At 57.5% G+C, this 17329-nt stretch carries 16 protein-coding genes and 1 riboswitch; of the genes, 5 read left to right on the top strand and 11 right to left on the bottom strand.

What is annotated here, in order from left to right; translation table 11 throughout:
* Positions 1-74: 74 nt before the first annotated feature.
* From HMPREF2847_RS01230 to HMPREF2847_RS01220, 3 genes are all read right to left on the bottom strand, one after another.
* Complete coding sequence (locus HMPREF2847_RS01230) at positions 75-428, bottom strand: hypothetical protein (protein WP_070851252.1); 354 nt, start codon at positions 426-428, stop codon at positions 75-77.
* Positions 429-438: 10 nt separating this feature from the next.
* Positions 439-559: riboswitch (SAM riboswitch) on the bottom strand.
* A gap of 115 nt (positions 560-674) precedes the next feature.
* Complete coding sequence (locus tag HMPREF2847_RS01225) at positions 675-1913, bottom strand: Nramp family divalent metal transporter (RefSeq protein ID WP_070851251.1); 1239 nt, start codon at positions 1911-1913, stop codon at positions 675-677.
* Between the two features lie 68 nt (positions 1914-1981).
* Positions 1982-2434 (bottom strand): flavodoxin family protein, encoded by a 453-nt coding sequence (locus HMPREF2847_RS01220; protein ID WP_049193847.1) that lies wholly within the window; start codon positions 2432-2434, stop codon positions 1982-1984.
* A 142-nt stretch (positions 2435-2576) separates the two neighbouring features.
* On the opposite strand from HMPREF2847_RS01220, the gene HMPREF2847_RS01215 reads away from it, so the two are divergent.
* A complete protein-coding gene (locus HMPREF2847_RS01215; RefSeq protein WP_070851250.1) occupies positions 2577-2924 on the top strand; it encodes a DUF4288 domain-containing protein in 348 nt (115 codons plus the stop codon).
* A 264-nt stretch (positions 2925-3188) separates the two neighbouring features.
* Here HMPREF2847_RS01215 and gluQRS read toward each other — a convergent pair whose 3' ends face one another.
* Both gluQRS and HMPREF2847_RS11185 read right to left on the bottom strand, forming a co-directional pair.
* Complete coding sequence (gluQRS, locus tag HMPREF2847_RS01205) at positions 3189-4127, bottom strand: tRNA glutamyl-Q(34) synthetase GluQRS (protein ID WP_070851249.1); 939 nt, start codon at positions 4125-4127, stop codon at positions 3189-3191.
* A 29-nt stretch (positions 4128-4156) separates the two neighbouring features.
* On the bottom strand, positions 4157-5458 hold the full coding sequence (locus HMPREF2847_RS11185) for an MFS transporter (RefSeq protein WP_168168356.1): 1302 nt from the start codon (positions 5456-5458) through the stop codon (positions 4157-4159).
* Positions 5459-5659: 201 nt separating this feature from the next.
* Between HMPREF2847_RS11185 and HMPREF2847_RS01195 the strand changes: the two genes are divergently transcribed.
* Together HMPREF2847_RS01195 and HMPREF2847_RS01190 are read left to right on the top strand one after the other, a co-directional pair.
* On the top strand, positions 5660-6352 hold the full coding sequence (locus HMPREF2847_RS01195; protein WP_070851248.1) for an ArsR/SmtB family transcription factor: 693 nt from the start codon (positions 5660-5662) through the stop codon (positions 6350-6352).
* Positions 6353-6374: 22 nt separating this feature from the next.
* Positions 6375-7151 carry a queuosine precursor transporter gene (locus HMPREF2847_RS01190; protein WP_070851247.1) on the top strand — a complete coding sequence of 259 codons (777 nt, stop codon included), beginning with the start codon at positions 6375-6377 and terminating at the stop codon, positions 7149-7151.
* Between the two features lie 60 nt (positions 7152-7211).
* On the opposite strand, the gene HMPREF2847_RS01185 is transcribed toward HMPREF2847_RS01190, so the two are convergent.
* From HMPREF2847_RS01185 to HMPREF2847_RS01170, 4 genes are read right to left on the bottom strand one after another with little or no spacing between them, the layout of a single operon-like run.
* A complete protein-coding gene (locus HMPREF2847_RS01185; protein ID WP_070851246.1) occupies positions 7212-7991 on the bottom strand; it encodes an ABC transporter permease in 780 nt (259 codons plus the stop codon).
* Positions 7992-8004: 13 nt separating this feature from the next.
* The gene (locus HMPREF2847_RS01180) at positions 8005-8967 is read right to left on the bottom strand and encodes an ABC transporter ATP-binding protein (RefSeq protein ID WP_187401102.1); all 963 of its coding nucleotides are present in this window, start codon (positions 8965-8967) and stop codon (positions 8005-8007) included.
* Between the two features lie 45 nt (positions 8968-9012).
* The gene (locus tag HMPREF2847_RS01175; RefSeq protein ID WP_070851245.1) at positions 9013-10956 is read right to left on the bottom strand and encodes an Hsp70 family protein; all 1944 of its coding nucleotides are present in this window, start codon (positions 10954-10956) and stop codon (positions 9013-9015) included.
* Positions 10957-11004: 48 nt separating this feature from the next.
* Entirely contained in the window at positions 11005-12543 is a 1539-nt protein-coding gene (locus HMPREF2847_RS01170; RefSeq protein ID WP_070851244.1) for a DUF7373 family lipoprotein, read from the bottom strand.
* A 203-nt stretch (positions 12544-12746) separates the two neighbouring features.
* Here HMPREF2847_RS01170 and HMPREF2847_RS01165 point away from each other — a divergent pair, with 203 nt between their 5' ends.
* Both HMPREF2847_RS01165 and HMPREF2847_RS01160 read left to right on the top strand, forming a co-directional pair.
* Positions 12747-14648, top strand: a complete 1902-nt coding sequence (locus HMPREF2847_RS01165) for a dynamin family protein (protein WP_070851243.1) — start codon at positions 12747-12749, stop codon at positions 14646-14648.
* 2 nt (positions 14649-14650) lie between these two features.
* The gene (locus HMPREF2847_RS01160; RefSeq protein WP_070851242.1) at positions 14651-16075 is read left to right on the top strand and encodes a dynamin family protein; all 1425 of its coding nucleotides are present in this window, start codon (positions 14651-14653) and stop codon (positions 16073-16075) included.
* 15 nt (positions 16076-16090) lie between these two features.
* Here HMPREF2847_RS01160 and HMPREF2847_RS01155 read toward each other — a convergent pair whose 3' ends face one another.
* Complete coding sequence (locus tag HMPREF2847_RS01155; RefSeq protein ID WP_070851241.1) at positions 16091-16648, bottom strand: RNA polymerase sigma factor; 558 nt, start codon at positions 16646-16648, stop codon at positions 16091-16093.
* A 191-nt stretch (positions 16649-16839) separates the two neighbouring features.
* Positions 16840-17286, bottom strand: coding sequence for a hypothetical protein (locus HMPREF2847_RS11535; RefSeq protein ID WP_070851240.1), 447 nt, complete (start codon positions 17284-17286; stop codon positions 16840-16842).
* Positions 17287-17329 lie beyond the last annotated feature (43 nt).

Raw genomic sequence — 17329 nt, 5'->3', positions numbered from 1 at the left:
GCACCACGCTCATCACGCCAGACACACCAGACGCACTCATCGTGCCAGAGCCGGGCACGCTCACGAAACCACGCTCAGTGTCGGCTCCACACTCCTTCGCGGCTGCGGCGGACTTCAAAGACCTGGTGCACGTGGTAGCCGCCGATGATGGGGATGGTGAGGAAGTGGCGGCCGTCGTCAAGCTCGTGCCAGAGGATGCGACCGTAGCGCACGCCGTCGCGGACGTGGGCGCTGAGGTAGTCGGCGCGTTGTTGGCCGCGGAGGGTGGCGTAGAAGGCGGGGTCGACGGGGAGTTGGACGAGATTCCGGGAGTGGGGGTCGATGTCGGCTTCTTGCAGCCGGATGGCGACGGGTCGGCCGTCGACGATGAGGTCAGCGGTGTGACGGCTGAGGTGGATGATGTGGACGTCGCTTATTGTGGTGTGCATTTTGCGCTCCTATTCGCTCTTCCCCGCAGGCGGTCTGTGGGGCTGATCTTCCTTTGGGGCACCGGGTCCGCGAATCGGGCGGTTGCCTATCGACGCTGTCAAAGGCCATTTCTCGTCGATATCTTGTGATCGTGTCGCCCACCCTAACACCAACTAGACAGCTTTGTCTACCATCGCCCGCGCGCTTTACGACGACACCCTCCCCCGCCACTCCCGAAAGCTACCGCCTTCCACCTCGCCCGCTGACTACCCCTTCCCCATCAGCACCAGGACCACCAGCGCCACGTTGAGCGCGATGATGAGTCCGCAAATAACCCACGCGACCCGGCGCAGTAGTGGGGTGTTGGCCCAGATGCCCATCTCGGCACGCGAGGAGGTCATGCGCACCAGCGGGACCAGCGCAAACGGGATACCAATCGACAGCACCACCTGGCTGAGCACCAGCGCCCAGGTCGGCTCCACGCCGCTGGCGATAATGAGCAGCGCCGGAATGATGGTGACTATGCGGCGCACCAGCATCGGCACGTGCACTTTCAACAGGTCACGCATAATCAGGTCGCCGGCGTAGCAGCCGACAGAGGACGACGCCAGCCCGGAGGCCAACAGCCCAACGCCGAAAAGTATGCCCACCACGGGACCAAGTGCGCTGGTCACAGCGGCGTGGGCGCCTTCGATAGAGTCAGTCCCCTCCACCCCCGGGAGCGCTTCGGCCGCAAGACACAGCATGCCGATATTCACCGACCCGGCCAGCACGAGCGCACCGAAGACATCGATACGCGTGGCACGCAGGTGTTGGCGCAGCGAGGCGTCATCTTCCACCTTGTACTCGCGGTCGCGCACCAGCCCGGAGTGCAGGTAGACCGCATGCGGCATCACGGTCGCGCCCAGCATGGACGCCGCCAGCACCACGGTGTGCGCGCCTTGGAAGCGCGGCAGAATTCCGCTGGCCATCTCCCCGAGACTCAAGCCCGTGACAAACAGCCCGGCCAGGAACCCCACCGTAATGACCAGCAGGAACGCCACAATCACGCCTTCAAAAGTGCGTTGCGAACGCCCACCCTGCAACAGCAACAGCCCCAGCGAGACCACACCAACAATGACGCCACCGAGCAGCATCGGCGTCCCGAAAAGCAGATACAACGCGGTGGCACCACCAATAATTTCCGCCACATCCGTCGCTGCTGCCACAATCTCGGCCTGCACCCAGTACGCCAGTCGCCCCGGCCGGTTCGAACCAAAGCGGTCGGCAACACCTGCAGTCAGCGACCGCCCCGTCACCAGGCCGTACTTCGCCGACAGGTACTGCACAACCATCGCCATGAGGTTGGAAACCACCAGCACCCACAGCAGTAGATACCCGTAGCTAGCCCCCGCAGACAGGTTCGCAGCCACATTTCCGGGGTCCACGTAGGCAATCGCCGCCACAAACGCAGGCCCCAGCAGACTCATCATGGGCTTGCGGTTTTTCTCGCTTGACGACGTCACCTGCGACCCCTGTGCCCCAAAATTTTTCACCAGGCCATTATTTCACGGCCCCGACACTAAATCTTCAATCAGCCCAAAATTTGGGCAGCCATGGTGCCACCGAGATTTACTAGGCGGTCGGAGATGTCGTCGTCAAGCGAACCGACAAACACGACGGGTTCGGCCGCAAGCTCCCACTTGTAGCCGGTCGTGATGGTTTTCATGGCGTTTTCCGCGCCGGTGGTGTCGAAGCCGCCGCGGATCCAGTAGGAAAATGGCAGCCCCTTGGTGACTTCCTGCGCCTCCCGGAAGGTGGTGTCGAAGAAGTGCTTGAGCGCGCCGGAGATGTAACCGAAGTTGGCGGAGGTGCCGAGCAGGATGGCGTCGGCGCTGGTCAGGTCATCGATGGTGGCATCGAGAGCCTCGACGACCTTGACATTCACGCCCTCTAGCGCGGGATCGTTGGCACCCTCGAGCGCGTGGCTTAGGACTTCCTGCAGAAGCGGGGTCGGGGAATGGTGGACGACAAGAAGAGTAGGCATGCCCCGAGGGTAACGGCAGTGATAGGGTAAGCGCAGGTTTCAGCAACAATCCAATGTTTATCAATTCGAGTAAACGTGGCGTCCAGTAAGAAAGCCTCAAATTCGTACTGAACTAGGTGGCAATCTAAGAACGGAAAAATAGATGGAACCATACATCGGAATTGCAGTTTTTGAGTTAACAAAGCAAAGAGATTCAACCTCAGTGAATGAGAGCTTCTTCCGTGAGGACTTATACATTGTCTTTGCCGATTCTGATAGTGCCGCATACGCGCAGGTCGAAGCATTAGCCCACGAAAATGAATCAGCCCCAGAAGAGCCTTCCCACTCGGGAGGATCTGTCACGTTGCGCCACATCGTAGATGTCGCCCCCGCTCTTTACGGTCGCGTCGATACAGACATCGACATCTATTCTCGCCACTTCGCTTCCCTCGAGGATTACAAGCGCTTCGAAATGAAATTAGGTGGCAAAGATCCTCTAGCGGAGTCCTAGGCCTCGTACCATGAATCGCTTCCGCAATTTCGCAGCTGCCGCACTCCTCTTAGCCCTGACTTGCTACATTGGACTGTTTTTCGTCAGCACTGCACTCTCCGATGCCTGGACAATACCCCTCGCTGTCGGCGTCTTCGGATTCGGCCTAATCAGCTTCCTAACAGCGCTAAAAGCCCGGTCAAACGGTTTGACAATCGTAGCGGCACTAGTTGCATTCGCACTCTTGCCCCTAACGTATGCACTAGCCGTAGTTCTCGGCGGGCCCTAGAAAATCACCTGTCCGCGAGGAATTTTCAGACCCGCACGCAAGGCTTCCGGGAGGTCAGCGATGGAGTCGAGCCCTGCGCTCGCGCCACCATCACTACCATCGCCACCATCGCTACCAACACCGCCACCGAGCGAATCCAGAATCCACCGCTGCGCTGCACCCACGGGCACCTCGCCGAGAGTCACGTCACCATCACGCTTGGACAGTCGCCGTCCTTCAGAGTTCACCACCAGCGGCACGTGCACGAACGAAGGCGTCGCATACCCCAAAAGACCAGCTAAGTACCCCTGCCGCGGGGCGGAGGACATCAGGTCATCACCACGCACGACTTCAGTGACACCCTGCTCCGCGTCGTCGACGACGACCGCGAGGTTGTACGCCCACATGCCATCGGCACGCTGAAGGACAAAGTCATCGATCGGGGCGGTAATCTCGCCATGCAGCTCATCGGTCGCAGTCCCCTCACGCACCTGCGATTTCAGGCGTATCGACGGCCTTCTCCCCGCCGCCGCAAATTCGGCTTTTTTCGCGGCGAGGTGCTCGTCGTCAAGCGAACGGCACGTGCCGGGATACTGCCCCGGCACGCCATGGGGCGCGGAGGAGGCTGCGAGGATTTCGCGGCGCGTGCAGAAGCAGGGATAAGTCAGGCCGCGTTGCGTGAGGTCGGCGAGCGCGGATTCATACAGCTCAGAGCGTTCGGACTGGCGAACCGGAGTGCCATCCCAGTCGATGCCGATGGCCTCGAGATCGGCGAGCTGCTGCGCCTCATACTCGGGGCGGGAGCGCTGGCGGTCGATGTCCTCGATACGCACGATGAAGCGACCGCTCTGCGCGCGCGCGTGCGCCCAGGCCAACACTGCGGTACGCAGGTTTCCCAGGTGCAGCCGACCGGTCGGCGAGGGAGCGTAGCGGCCGGTGAATGAATTAGACGACATGGCTACAACGGTAGTTAATGTCGCGCGCTCTACGTAGCTGCCGTATTTTCCGTAGCCGTCACGGCTTTCGCAGCTTGCCGACTACCCGCCACTGCGACCGCAACGGATAGCACTGCGAATGCGATACAAACAATTCCAACCACCGCGCTACTTCCGCCACTCAGTCCCGCCGCGAGCGGGCCAACTGCCGTTCCCACATAGCCCACGATGTAGTAGCTGGAAACAGTCGCAGCAAGATTCTTTCCACGTGCCGCCTCTGAAACCCGCAGCAGCGAATACTTGAAAGAGATCCCTTGGCCGATACCACAGATAGCAGTTGCGATAATCAGCAAAACAGCAGTTGAGCTAAGCAAACTCAGCGTTACGCCGCCCAGCCCGAGCGCGAGAATCACCAGCCCCACCGGATACGAGACCCGCTGAACCCTCCGCCCGAGCATCACCTGAGTCACTGCCGACACTCCGAGCATCAAAGCTGTAATCGACGCAATCTTTAGCTGCGTATCGAAGCCCATATCCTTCGCAGCCAGCGGGACTACGGACTGGAAGAGACCGTTGACTCCATACGCACAACCAATCGCTAACGCTCCCGGAATGAAAACTCGAATCACATCCCGAGCCACACCAAACTGCGGCCGCCAGCTCACCGAATGTCTCTCGAAGCTACGCTCCCGCACGCGCGCGACACCAACCATCGAAACCACAGTCAATGCTGCGTAAATCCAGTACGGCATCTGCAGTGGCGACGATGAAAACTGTGCCACCACAGCCGAGGCCAACGGCCCCAAAGCCAATGCTCCGGAAACAGCAACCGTGCTCGTGAGAGCTCCAATCTGCGTAAACAACTTTTCCTGCAATAACGCAGTAAAAGAGCCGGTTGCTAACCCTACGGAAAAGCCCGACACAATTCGAGCGAGATACAAGACGGCCTCGTGCGAATCGACCAGCGCCGCCGCCAAGAACATCAGCGTTGAGACCAGAGACAGCCCCATGCTGGTAAGTGCAATGGGTTTTCGCCCGAGCGAATCCGACAAGTGGCCATAGGTCAGCGTAACGATGACCCCTACTGCGTAGCAGGCAAAAACCACCACGGTTTTATCGGTGCTCAGCCCCCAGTCGCGCTGATAGATGGCATATAGACCGGAGGGCATCGTGCTGCCAATCACTACGATGACCAGCCCAAGCGCTAGCGCTGCTCCATCTCGGACGTTGGCGGTTTTTGTAGCGCCCGCAGTCTTCATAGCGTTCGCTCGGGCATCAACAGCATCAGTAACACCCGCAGCCTTTGCAGCCTTCGCGTTAGCGTCACCTGCCGCACCTGCCAAACCTGTCATCTCCACCCCTCCGGCCATTTCATACTTTCTGGTTATGGAAAGTATGTTTTCACAAAATAGTTTGGATGACTAGACTTTCGACAGAACTAACTCGCAGCACCTTACGTCGTCACGCCCAAAAAAACCGCAAAACGCCCGTTCAGCCCACCCTTTCGCTTACAACCACTTGCTTCGAACACCGCAAAGTGATTCGCTAACACCATGAAACAGCGCACGTACTTCGAGCAGGCAGCCGCAATCGCCGCGGAATGCTCGTCTCCCGTGCGCCTGGTAATCCTGGAGTATCTCCTCAAAAATGGTCCGACTCGCGTGCGCAGCCTCGCCGAGTCCACCAACATCGCCGAATCGACGCTGTCCAACAATCTTCGACGCCTCCGCGAAGCCGAAATTGTCGATGTCGAGCGACAAGGGAAGAGCGCGACCTACTCCATCGCTAGCCCCTCAATACGCCAGGTAATTGCCAATCTTTTCCAGGCTGCCGGCGCCGACACTGCCGCACCCATCCCAGAGCACCAACCAGCAGTTACCTTCGCCCGGTCTTGCTACGACCACCTAGCAGGATCCCTCGGAGTACAACTCACTCGGGCCCTTTTCGCCAAAGAAGCACTCATCACCGACGCCGGGGACGTCACCTTTGGCCCCAACGCCGAGAAATGCTTCGCCTACCTCGGCACTGGCCTATCCAGCCTCGACGCAAGCAGGAAGACAGCGTTCCTCTGCAAGGACTGGACACACGCCGACTCTCACCTGGCCGGATCGCTCGGCGCCGCGCTCCTGCGTGGCCTCATTTCAAAGGGTTGGTTGACCCCAATCCCCAATTCCCGCGGACTCGAACTCACGGCAGAAGGCAAAGTCGGCCTCGAAGACTTCATCGGCACTCGCTTGGAGCCCTAGCCGGCAGGTAACATTCCCTCCCGTGACAAATAACGAAAACCTGCCCAAGTCTGGGCCGGGCAACGCCGAGGCTGCCGCTGTGAGCACCTCGCACGCGCCCGAGAACGCAACTAAGTCCGAATCCACAGCAACCACGCCACGCCACATCCCGGTACCGAAATCGCTGTACCCGATGTTCACGGCCATTTTCATTGGCGTGCTGATCGTCTCCAACATCACCGCCACCAAGGGCGTGGAAATCTTCGGCCTGGCCACCGACGGTGCCTTCTTCCTCTTCCCCTTGAGCTACGTCATCGGCGACGTGCTTTCCGAGTGCTACGGCTACAAAGCCACCCGCCGCACCGTGTGGACCGGGTTCGCCATCCTCGCCGGCGCAATGCTCTGCTTTTTTGCCGCCATCAAGCTCCCGGCGGCACCGTGGTACGAAAATCAGGAAGCATTCGCCACCGTCCTTGGCACCGTCCCGCAGCTTGTTCTCGCAGGTCTGGCCGGTTATGTCGTCGGTCAGCTACTCAACGCCTGGTCGCTCAACGCCATTAAGAAGCGCACTGGCGAAAAGGCTCTCTGGGCGCGCCTGATGGGCTCGACTGTGGTTGGTGAGTTCGTCGATACGCTCATCTTCTGCTCCATCGCCGCCACCGCCATCGGCATCGACACCTGGGGCACCTTCGTCAACTACGTCATCGTCGGCTTCATTTGGAAGACCGCCGTCGAAATCGTAGTCATGCCAATCACCTACGCCGTCATCGCGTGGGTCAAGCGCCGCGAAGGCTACTACGACACGCACGTTCCCGCTTAACGACGAAAAAAGTGCCGCGACCTCGCCTGAGATGCGAGTAGTCGCGGCACTTATTGCTTTTTACTTCACGTCTCGCTTGGCATTGGCCCAATGAGCAACGCCAACAGCCACAACAATCCAGGCCACCAGCACCACGATGTTGAACCACATCGGCTGCGTCATGCCTGCTTCAAAGCCAGTACGTGGATTCTCCGGGTTTGCCATCAGACCGCCCAGCTGCGTTGACAACTGCTGAATGCGCGCCCCCGGCGTGACCAGCCACAGTGGCCGGAAAATCGCATACGCGAGCGCCGCGAACTCCAGCATGCTCTCCACCACCAGGATCCACACCAGCGGAATAGCGACAGCGGCAACGCGCGAGCGTGTCAACACACCCAGCGACATCGCGATCAGCCCAAACACAACAAAGCCGAGCACTCCGGCGAGAATGTCCGGGGCAGCGTCGCCGCCCTTGAACTCGACGCGCGGCGAAACCGTCACCGCCAACCACGCAAGCGCCACACCGATGACCCAACAGACAGCAATCAACACAAGCGTCAGCGTCATCCGCGCCGAAAGCCACGAGCTCCTTCGGTCCTGCGTCAAGAACGCATGCGCATTCATCTGATCGTTGTACTCACCCGCCAGGGTGGAGCCACCAAAGGCAATCACAATCATGTTGAAGATCACCGTCCCCAACAACAGCAATTCCCAATCAGCTGTCGCACCAGCGTCCGCCGCCATACTGAAAGCCGCCATCGGCCCAGCTATCGAGCCCACCAACAGCACCACATACACCCACGTGCCACGCAGGCTGGCTAGCTTCGTCCACTCCGACCGCAAAGCGTTTCCAAAACTCATCTCAGTCACTCCCCTACTGCCCAATCGCCTGCGCGCGGTACTCCTGCGAGTCCTGGGTCGCAGCCAGGAACTTCTCCTCCAGATTGTCGCGCTTCGTGTTCAACCGCGTCACGAGCAGCCCCTCACGCAGAGCAGCGGCCGCAATGTCGCGGCGGAGTTGCTGCTCGCTGATGCCGTCGTAAAGCGGAATGCGCAATTGCTTATCGACGTCAACCCCCTGCGCCACCGGCCCCAACGCCTGCAGCAGCCGAGCGGGGTCATCGACCTCCACTTCGACGACCGTGCCGTCAGCGAGGAATTCATCCATGCTGTACTCGCCGATCATGCGGCCGCGGCCGATGACGACGATGCGGTCGGCGGTGAGCTGCATCTCGGAAAGAAGGTGCGACGACACGAGCACAGCGCAGCCCTGTGCGGCCAGGGCCTTGATGGTGTGGCGCATCCACGAGACGCCTTCCGGGTCGAGACCGTTGACCGGCTCATCCAAGATCAGATGCTGCGGCTTGCCGAGCAATGCCGCCGCCACTCCCAGACGCTGCTTCATACCCAGCGAATAGCCGCCGACCTTGTCCTTCGCGGCCTCGGTCATGCCGACTTGCTCGAGGCACTCCTCCACGCGGGTGTCGGGGATGCCGGCACCGCGGGCGAGGGCCCGCAGATGAGCGCGGCCCGAACGAGCCTTGTTGTGCCACGTCGCATCCAGAATCGCGCCCGCGACGCTGGGCTTATTCTTCAGCGTGGAAAAGGGCTGGTTGCTGTAGGTGTTGCCCTGCGAATCCGTTCCGGTGAACAAGGCCTGGCCCGTGGTCGGGGCATCGAGGCCCAGCATGCAGCGCATGGTGGTGGACTTGCCGGAGCCGTTTGGGCCGAGAAAACCTGTCACTACACCGTCGGGAACGGTGAAGGACAGGTCATCGACGGCTAATTTCGAGCCGTACTTCTTGCTGAGTCGTTCAACCGTGATCATGCCCTCCATGATGCCGGTTGAGACTGCCTCACGCAGTAGAGCTAGGTCTAGTTTTTAAGACTTACCGCCGGACTTCCACTGAGCCTCAGGGGCACCTGGAACCAGCACTTCGCGCATTAGACGCTCGGCATCATCCGCAGTTGGGACTGCATGGAAAACTACATAGACTCCCTTATTCATATTCACGAACCGGACAGTCTGCTCGCCTTCGGTTTCATTACCAAAGTCGCCTTCCGAGTGTGCGGACAACCGCTTATCCTCCGAAGTCAGCGTCAATCCCTTCTTCTGGTCACGGATGAAAGCACGCTGGGAACGAACCTCACCATCTTTGAACGTGAAGTTGACGCTCTGCCCGAAGCTGCTTTCGGAAGTTCCCAGCCCATAGGCGCTATACCGTGCGCCCTTTTCAATGTCACAGCTCACCGTGAGGTTACTGACATCCATATAGGTGCAAGTGCCGAGACCATCACGCAATTCTTCAGGGATTGCCGCGATGAGGTCCTTCAATGGCGTCGTCTCATTAAAACTCGATGGCGCCTCGGTACCCGCATCCCCCGCCGCCGAGGTAGCAGCAGAGGACTCCCCTGCCGGTTCCGTCGCGGAGGACTCCGAATCCGATGGTCTCAAGAACCACACGCCCGCAGCTGCTACGGCGATGACAGCAATAACAGCAGCACCGATCAGGCCGAATTTCTTGGAATTCGACTTCGACGTGGAATCTTCAGCCTTCTGCGGTGAGCCAGCCGGACCATAATTCGGAGCTGGCTCTACTCTGGTGGGTTGCTCCGCTGCAGAGAATTGCACGCCTGAGGAATCGGGTGCCGTCGGAGTGCTTTTCAGGTCGTACTGCCCGGCGCGACCGCTACTCACGGAATTAACGGACGGCGCAGATGTCTGCGCCGTCAAGCTACCGACAATCGGTGCCACTGCGGTCAACGCTCCCTGCGCGACAACGGTCTTTGGGTCATCCAGCGTTGCCAGCGGCCCCAGCTCTTTCAGCTGTTCCTGCACATACGGCACACGTGACGAGCCACCGGTCAGATAAAGCGCAGCCAGGTCGTCCGAGCTATTGATGCCCGCCAAGCTCAGGGTGTCACGAGTGATATCCACCGCTCGCGACACCATGTCGGCGATTGCCTCTTCGAATTCGCCACGTGTGATCTGCAGATTCTGCATATCTGGCCCAACTGCAACCTTAATCGTTGCCTGGGCGGTCTCGCTGAGAAGCTCCTTGGCTCTCCTAATGGAATCCATCAGAGCGTGCTTCTCCGCAACCGTTGCTTCAGAGCGCAGGCTTTCCTTCAACTCTGGGTTGATTTCTTCCAACTGCCTGTCCACCCAGCGGCGAATGAGCGCGTCAAAAGACTGACCACCAATCGTGTTATCGCCGTGCGCTGCCACGACTGAGAACTGGTGATTCTCGCCAACTTCCAACACCGCGATGTCAAGGGTGCCACCGCCGAAGTCAAAAACAGCGATCTTCTCGCCCGGCTTCAGCTCCTTGGACTTGGTGTAATAGGTGGCCGCGGCCTTCGGCTCGGAAATCGTGGTGACCTTCGTGGCGCTGAGCCCAAGCTGCTGCGCCGCATCGAGCAGAACCTGAATCTCCCGCTCTGACCACTCCTCCGGGTGCGTCAATACCAACTCCGATGGACGCGTGCCATTGTGCTCCTTGCAGGCGCGGGCGACGACCGACTGCAACACAGCCGCAACTGGGCTCGAGCTGGGAATGTCATAGCCGTTTTTCTGGAAAACCTGCTGCGGAATAAAGCGTTTCGGCGAACGGATGAGGCCACCGGGGTTCGATTCCGCCCGGTCAAGCGCCACATCGCCAACAAGGAATTCCTCTGGATCGTCCATATAGACCGAGGAACTCATGGTCATGCGGTCATGCGCCAGGCTCACTGGCTCAACTACCTGCTTGATTTGATTGGTGTGGGCGGCCGCTGTGTTGGAGGTACCGAAGTCGACTCCCAGGGACCACTCGCGCTCGCTCATTGTTCTTCCTTCACTAGTACGTTCGGCTGCTTGAGACGCGTGCTTGCGCTACTTATCTTCCGACTCTTCTTCACGCTTGGTGGCATCTTCGGACTTGCTCGTATCCTCGGACTTCTTTTCCGAATCCTTGGACTTACCCGCGTCCTCAGTCTCCTCAGCCGACTGAGTCTCAGGCGGAGTACCCTCCGGGTTCTTCTTCGCATCTTCGAAAATCATAAGCTGAGCTGCAAACATCTGCGACAGACGCGTCTTAGCCTCATTCTCGTCTTTCGGCTGAACTGAACTCTTCTCGGCATTCTCATCAGCATTCGCATCCGCAGAATTTGCGTCCTCTCCACGCTCCTTAGTGGAGTAGGAAGTAGAACCATAGACAACAAAGTCGTCGTAATGGGTGTAGCACTGGAGCTTCACGGTAGACATTGCCTCATCCCTGGACAGGCAGCGGGTATTCGGCAAATCCTGTGGCTCGACGTACTCTTCCCAACCATCTTCGGTGTCATACGACAACAACGTTGAGGCCAAGCTCGCAGCTGCCTCTGGGTTTCGTGCCTTCATCAGAGTATCCGCAGCAACAAAGGCTGTTTCCACGCCGGCTGCCTTCAGTGCTGCAGACATCAGGTCCTGTTCCATCCAGATACCGGTCAACGCGCGCGCATTCATGCTGGCCGGAAATGGCATGTAATCGTCGCGATACTCTTCAGGAAGCTTCACGACGTAACGGAAGAGCCCATCCGGATCGTACGGGGCATACCCGTCATTGGTGCCAAACCCCGCTTCAGTCTTATGCGCGGGCATTGCGGTCAACAGCGCAGTCTGCTTGGTGAAAAACTCCGACAAGAATTTCTGCTCATCTTCCACGGAGTTCGAATCGCCCAGCTTGGAAGTAGAGAGCAATACGTACTCGTTGAACGAAGTTGCGACGTTGAATTCTTCGCTATTCAGCGACGTGTAATTCGCCTTGACAGCTGTCGCCGGAGCGCTCAGCGGCTGGTAATTGACCGGGGTGAAGGTCACACTCCCATCGTCATCGAGGAAATCTGGCAGCTCGGAGTATGCCTTGCCGTAAGCTGCTGCGGCCTCCTTTGCGGTTTCAGCACTGTCATAGCGCAGCACTGCCCACGACGCCTGATGGGATTCATTGTCATCGTTCGCGCCGGTGTAGTAACCGGACTGCAGTTTGTCGTCAAATGGATCGCCCGCTTTGGCTACGGTTGGGCCAAAAGTCAGACTCAACCGTCCCGAATGCAGAACAGTGGAACTTCCGCGATTCGTTCGCAGCTCAGGGTCGAGTTCATAAGGAAGCAGTACATTCTTGGCAAGCTGGTTCGACTCCGGAACAATAGCGTCGCTCGGCGGAACCGTTGAATCGTCAAAGGGAGTTCGGTACTTCGTAACGTAAATCCCCGTATCCCACTTCTTCTCGGCAGTAGACGACGCCGCGTTCTTAGCCTTACCGTCCTTTTCTTCGCCTGCGGACGCATCCTTATCAGCGCCCGAACAGCTCACCATCAAGGCACCCGCCATCACTGTGGCACAGCTGACCTTCAGGTACTGCTGCCAGTTTCCTGCTTTACGAGTAATCGCCATCGGGCTCGTCCTCTCTATCTGGTTCTCGATCTAAACTGCCGAGAACATCTCATCTGGGTGGCTACAACTGTTTAGATGGAGGGACGAATAGAAAAGGTTACATCTCATTCCAAAATTCTCGATGCCCAGCACTAACGCCTTGTCACCCGTATAATCCTGGGCACGATGCCAGAATTTCCCCGCCCCTTTTCGAGGAGAACTCCATGCCAGGCAATGCAGCCGAACGCGCTACTACGACCGAGACGCGTGGACTGCAGAAGAAGGCAACAGCGCTCATCCAAACGATCCATGAGCGCATCCTAAAGCCGCTGCGAGCAGAGCAAGTGGGAGAGCTGGCCCTGGAGAAAATCCAATCCCAGCGGCAGCGCAAAACGGTCGTCGTGGTCGGCGAAATCGACCGCGGCAAATCGGCACTGACCAACGCGCTTGTCGGCATACATCCGGGTTCGCCCGAGGGCATTGATTTCACGACGGCCGTGCCTGTCGCAGTAGGGCAGTCGACGCAGCACGATCCGTCGCAAAGCCTTACTGACAAGGCCGTTCTCTACTACTCCAACAACCACCGGCTTGTCGACGTCGCGGAGCTCAACCTGCATATTGGCAAGGGCGACTTCGAGACCACGGGGAGTGGGCACCGGCCGTATGGTCTGCCGATGCCAACTGCAAATACCGAAGATGCGCCGACTCGAGCGTTCATTCCAGTGAGCTCGTCAGCGATGAAGGATATTGTGGTCATCGATACGCCGGGAGTGGGCGGAATTAACAGTGGCTTTAATGACCTTGTGCAGTCCAATGCGGAACAGGCGTGCGCACTGATTATCGCCTGCGATGCATCGACGCCGATTACGAAACCGGAGATGGACTTCATCAATGAGGTCAGTAAGAGCCTCGATTCGGTAGTTGTCGCGGTGACGAAGATTGATAAGCACCTGGGGCGGTGGAAGCAGATTGTCGCCAATGACCAGGCACTTCTCCGTCAACACACTGGCCGCGATTTCCCCGTCATCGGAGTTTCCAGCTTGCTGGCGACGTACCAAGCGGCAGATTACTCTACCGAGAGCGAGCGGCTCCGGGAGCTGTCAGGTATTGAGAATCTCCGCGAGACGGTCTTTGATTTCTTCAACCATGATGAACTGCTGCCCACGCTGGACGCGCTGCGGATGGTCTCGCAGGCGCTGAAAAAATTGCGCGCTGAGCAGGTTAAAAAGATCTCCACGTTGAAGGAAGGTGCCAATGCCCTGCCGCAGCTCAACAGCGAACTCGAGGATTTGCAATCGCTCAAACGCGAGCTCGAACAGTGGCAACACTACTTAAATCGAGATCTCACCAATCTCCGCCAGCAAACTGCGACATATGTCGATGAGCAATTCAATGCAGTTCGCACCGAGTGGATTGAGGCCATTGGCAAAAAAGGAATGGCTGTGTTGCGCAAGAATCCGCAATACTTTTCCGCGCAGATTGAAAAGGATTTCCAGCAGGCTGTCTTCACTTCGGTCAACTACTTCGCTGAGCAATTGCGCGATTCCATTGTGAGTCCGCTATTTGAATCTCCCGAGATCTGGAGCACGATTGAAAAGGAAATCGCTGACTCAGTGAAGGTGGATGCTCTACAAACTGGTGAGGTCCGCAAGAAAAGCGAAGACCTGATGGATCCGATGATGCTCATGATGGGCTTTTCGGGCGGCTCGGCGATTTCGGGCATCCTTGTTGGCCTCGGGGCCACGGCTTTTACCGGTGTCGGCGCAGTTGCAGGTGTCGGCTGGATTGCATTCAACATGGGTTTCCGAGCTATGAAACGCGGAAAGACCAACCTGACGACTTGGATTAAAGAGAGCACAAATACTGCCAAGATATTCACTAACCGCACGATTGACGGCATTCTCAATCGTGCGCGCCCAGTAATCGTTATCCAGTATCAGACCTCACTAAAAGAGAAGATTCAGAAGACGGAAGAGGAGATTCGTAACGCTAAGGCTGCAAGCCAACGCAGTCAAATGAATCTAAAGAATCGACTGGAAACATTAAATTCCAATGTCGAACTCTTAGATAAGCAGATCAAGAACGTTGAAGGCCTCATTACTCAGATTCGGCAGGCAATGAATTAATCATGAACAATGACCTGATTAGCACTGCACTGATTGCACACCTGGAAAATCTTGGCCGCACCGTCCCTGAGCTTGAGGAAGCCGCGAAGGCTATTACCACTCCGCTGTTCGCCGCCCCGAGGATTGTCCTCGTTGGCCGACTCAAAGCCGGAAAATCGACGCTGGTCAACGCCCTCGTCGGCAGCGATATCGCGGAAACTGGCGCACTTGAGGCCACCAACGTCGTCACTGTCTATCAAAATGGCGCGCCCAGCCGCGCCGAAGCACATCTTCTCGACGGTTCCACCGCTACCGTTCCCATTCGGCATGGTCACCACAGCGAGCTTCCAGTTCCGTCCGAACAAATCGCTTTCATTGACCGCTGGCTCCCCACCCGCTCCCTTGAGAACTTTTCGCTCATCGATACACCGGGGCTCGCCACACTCACCGAAAAGAACCAACTTGCCACATCCAGGGCGCTTATCGACGGCTTCGAGCAGACCAAAAATGCGTCTGTCGATGCCGATGCTGCGGTTTTCCTCTTTGAGTCCACACCACGCCAGGACGAAATCGATTTTGTGAGAAGCCTGGGGTTCACTCCCCTCAACACACTTGGAGTTTTGTCCCGCGCTGATTCATTTGGCCAGGGAGCCCTTGGGTACACCGACCCAATTGAGGATGCCACTTACTACGCCCGTCAGCTCTCCACCAGCCTCAAGGAGTTTTTCCTAACTATCATTCCGGTCTCCGGTTTGTTGGCTGAAACAGCAACCACCGGCCGTGTCACTGAAACAGAAGCGCGGTTCCTTTCCTCCTTAAGTCAGACTCCAGTGTCGACACTGATATCTGCAATGGACGAGGACTCACCGGCGGCGCTGGATAAGGCTCAGTTTTCCCAAACCCTGGACCTTTTTGGAGAATATGGCGTCTTCAAGGGGCGCTCCCAGGCAATCAATGGTGCCGCAGATTTAAGTGAATGGATCGCAAGAGTCTCAGGCATCGAACAGCTGCACTGGACACTGCATCACAGCCTTCGTCGTTTTGCGACAATTCATCGCGCCGTACGCGTCTACAACGAGTTGGAAAAGCTCCGCAGCACCTATCCGCAATATCGTCCCGAAATTCTGTCCACAATCTCGCAGATGAATATGGATACACGCCTGTTCGACGTGGCGTTGCTGCGAGATTTGAAAGCGCTAATCAGAAGCAGAGCGCGAGTAGAGCTGATTGATTTTGTGATTCGGATCCTGCGCGGCAACACCGGCGCAGAGAAACTGGGACTGGGGCAATACGCCACGCAGCCAGAGCTTCTGGATGAAATTAATAAGCAACGCTCTTTCTTAGAAGAGCTGACCTACGACTATCTCGATCCTGCCGAGGAAACCACGATTGTGACCCTCCAACGGGTTCTTGGTGCATTAGAGCGGGTGGCTAAGAATACGTTCTAGCACGTATCAGCACTGCTAGAACTGCACTTTTAGAGTTCCATCGGTGTTCATCATATCCTTCAGCGTACGACGGGCACGATGCAGACGAACCTTTGTCGCAGATACTGAAGATCCCTGGTGAGAGGCGATTTCCGCAATTTTCATACCCACCACGCTGGCGAGCACGAAAGCTTCACGAGCATCAGCGGAAAGCGAATTCAACGCGGTGGTGACATCGCCCATCCCTTCAACTGCACTGAAGGCATCGGGCACTGAGGGATCTGCTAGCTGAATCTCGCCACCCTCATCATCCTGGATGTATACAGCTTCCTTTTTTCGCCGCATCAGCTCTTTCGAGGCATTGGCCGCAATGCGGTAAAACCAAGTTTCAAACTTTGCATCCCCACGGAATTTTGCCATTCCGCGGAATGCCAGCCCCATCGCTTCCGCAAGCGCATCTTCCGCATCGTGCTGCGACCCAGTAATCCGGTAACAAACGTTGTACCCAATCTTGAGGTGAGGCTTGAGCAGCGCAGTGAATGCTGACTGATCACCGTTTTTAGCCTGTTCAACAAGCTCTTGTGTGTCCGTCACCGACTCACCCCTAAACAGAACTTCAGCTCTCCTGTTGGGCAATAATAATACACTGAGGGAAACTTAACCGGGCTTAGTTTATTGATTCAGGGCTAATCTCAGGCCAATATTTCACTAACCGCGACCATCGGACTAAGCCCACTTGACCGATGCTCAACATTTAAGTGGAGTTCTACCGGCCATCTGGCGCTCTACAGACCACCGAAAAAGTCATTTCCACTTTCAGATGCGTCAGCGCCACCGGTCATATCACCGGTATCGACGCCTCCGACTCCGCCGACGCCACCGACGCCACCGACGCCACCGATGTCTCCGATATCTCCGATGTCCTCGATTTCGCTAGAGAAATCAAAGTCATCGCTGAGGAGATTCTCGGAATCGTCCGAAGCGGGGCCTTCGCCGGCTTCAGCTAGAGCATGGTGGTCATCATTCTCCGCATCGTCGTCAAGCGTGTCGACATCGAGCGCGACATCATCGAGCGAATCGTCGGAGACCTCTTCCTCCGAGTACAAATCCGGCACGATGTCATCGGAGAGAGTTGGAGTTTCGGTGAACGCTCTATGAAAAATTGTGTCTTCGAGTCCATCGGGAATGTCGACGAGGGGGATATCAATCCCCTCGAACTCGTCATTCGGCATTGTCCGTCACACACTCCTTTCCGTGCTCTTTGATTAACAATAG

This window comes from Corynebacterium sp. HMSC074C03, assembly GCF_001838285.1.
GTDB lineage: Bacteria > Actinomycetota > Actinomycetes > Mycobacteriales > Mycobacteriaceae > Corynebacterium > Corynebacterium amycolatum.
The sequence above is the reverse complement of the archived record's forward strand: the minus strand, read 5'-3'. Positions and strand labels throughout refer to the sequence as shown.

Excerpts from the sequence above, each read along its gene's own strand:
- HMPREF2847_RS01180 (WP_187401102.1), bottom strand. The coding sequence starts at position 8,967 with ATGGAGGGCATGATCACGGTTGAACGACTCAGCAAGAAGTACGGCTCG.
- HMPREF2847_RS01170 (WP_070851244.1), bottom strand. The coding sequence starts at position 12,543 with ATGGCGATTACTCGTAAAGCAGGAAACTGGCAGCAGTACCTGAAGGTC.
- HMPREF2847_RS01185 (WP_070851246.1), bottom strand. The coding sequence starts at position 7,991 with ATGAGTTTTGGAAACGCTTTGCGGTCGGAGTGGACGAAGCTAGCCAGC.
- HMPREF2847_RS01195 (WP_070851248.1), top strand. The coding sequence starts at position 5,660 with ATGAAACAGCGCACGTACTTCGAGCAGGCAGCCGCAATCGCCGCGGAA.
- HMPREF2847_RS01220 (WP_049193847.1), bottom strand. The coding sequence starts at position 2,434 with ATGCCTACTCTTCTTGTCGTCCACCATTCCCCGACCCCGCTTCTGCAG.
- HMPREF2847_RS01175 (WP_070851245.1), bottom strand. The coding sequence starts at position 10,956 with ATGAGCGAGCGCGAGTGGTCCCTGGGAGTCGACTTCGGTACCTCCAAC.
- HMPREF2847_RS01230 (WP_070851252.1), bottom strand. The coding sequence starts at position 428 with ATGCACACCACAATAAGCGACGTCCACATCATCCACCTCAGCCGTCAC.
- HMPREF2847_RS01215 (WP_070851250.1), top strand. The coding sequence starts at position 2,577 with ATGGAACCATACATCGGAATTGCAGTTTTTGAGTTAACAAAGCAAAGA.
- HMPREF2847_RS11535 (WP_070851240.1), bottom strand. The coding sequence starts at position 17,286 with ATGCCGAATGACGAGTTCGAGGGGATTGATATCCCCCTCGTCGACATT.
- HMPREF2847_RS01165 (WP_070851243.1), top strand. The coding sequence starts at position 12,747 with ATGCCAGGCAATGCAGCCGAACGCGCTACTACGACCGAGACGCGTGGA.
- HMPREF2847_RS11185 (WP_168168356.1), bottom strand. The coding sequence starts at position 5,458 with ATGACAGGTTTGGCAGGTGCGGCAGGTGACGCTAACGCGAAGGCTGCA.
- gluQRS (WP_070851249.1), bottom strand. The coding sequence starts at position 4,127 with ATGTCGTCTAATTCATTCACCGGCCGCTACGCTCCCTCGCCGACCGGT.
- HMPREF2847_RS01160 (WP_070851242.1), top strand. The coding sequence starts at position 14,651 with ATGAACAATGACCTGATTAGCACTGCACTGATTGCACACCTGGAAAAT.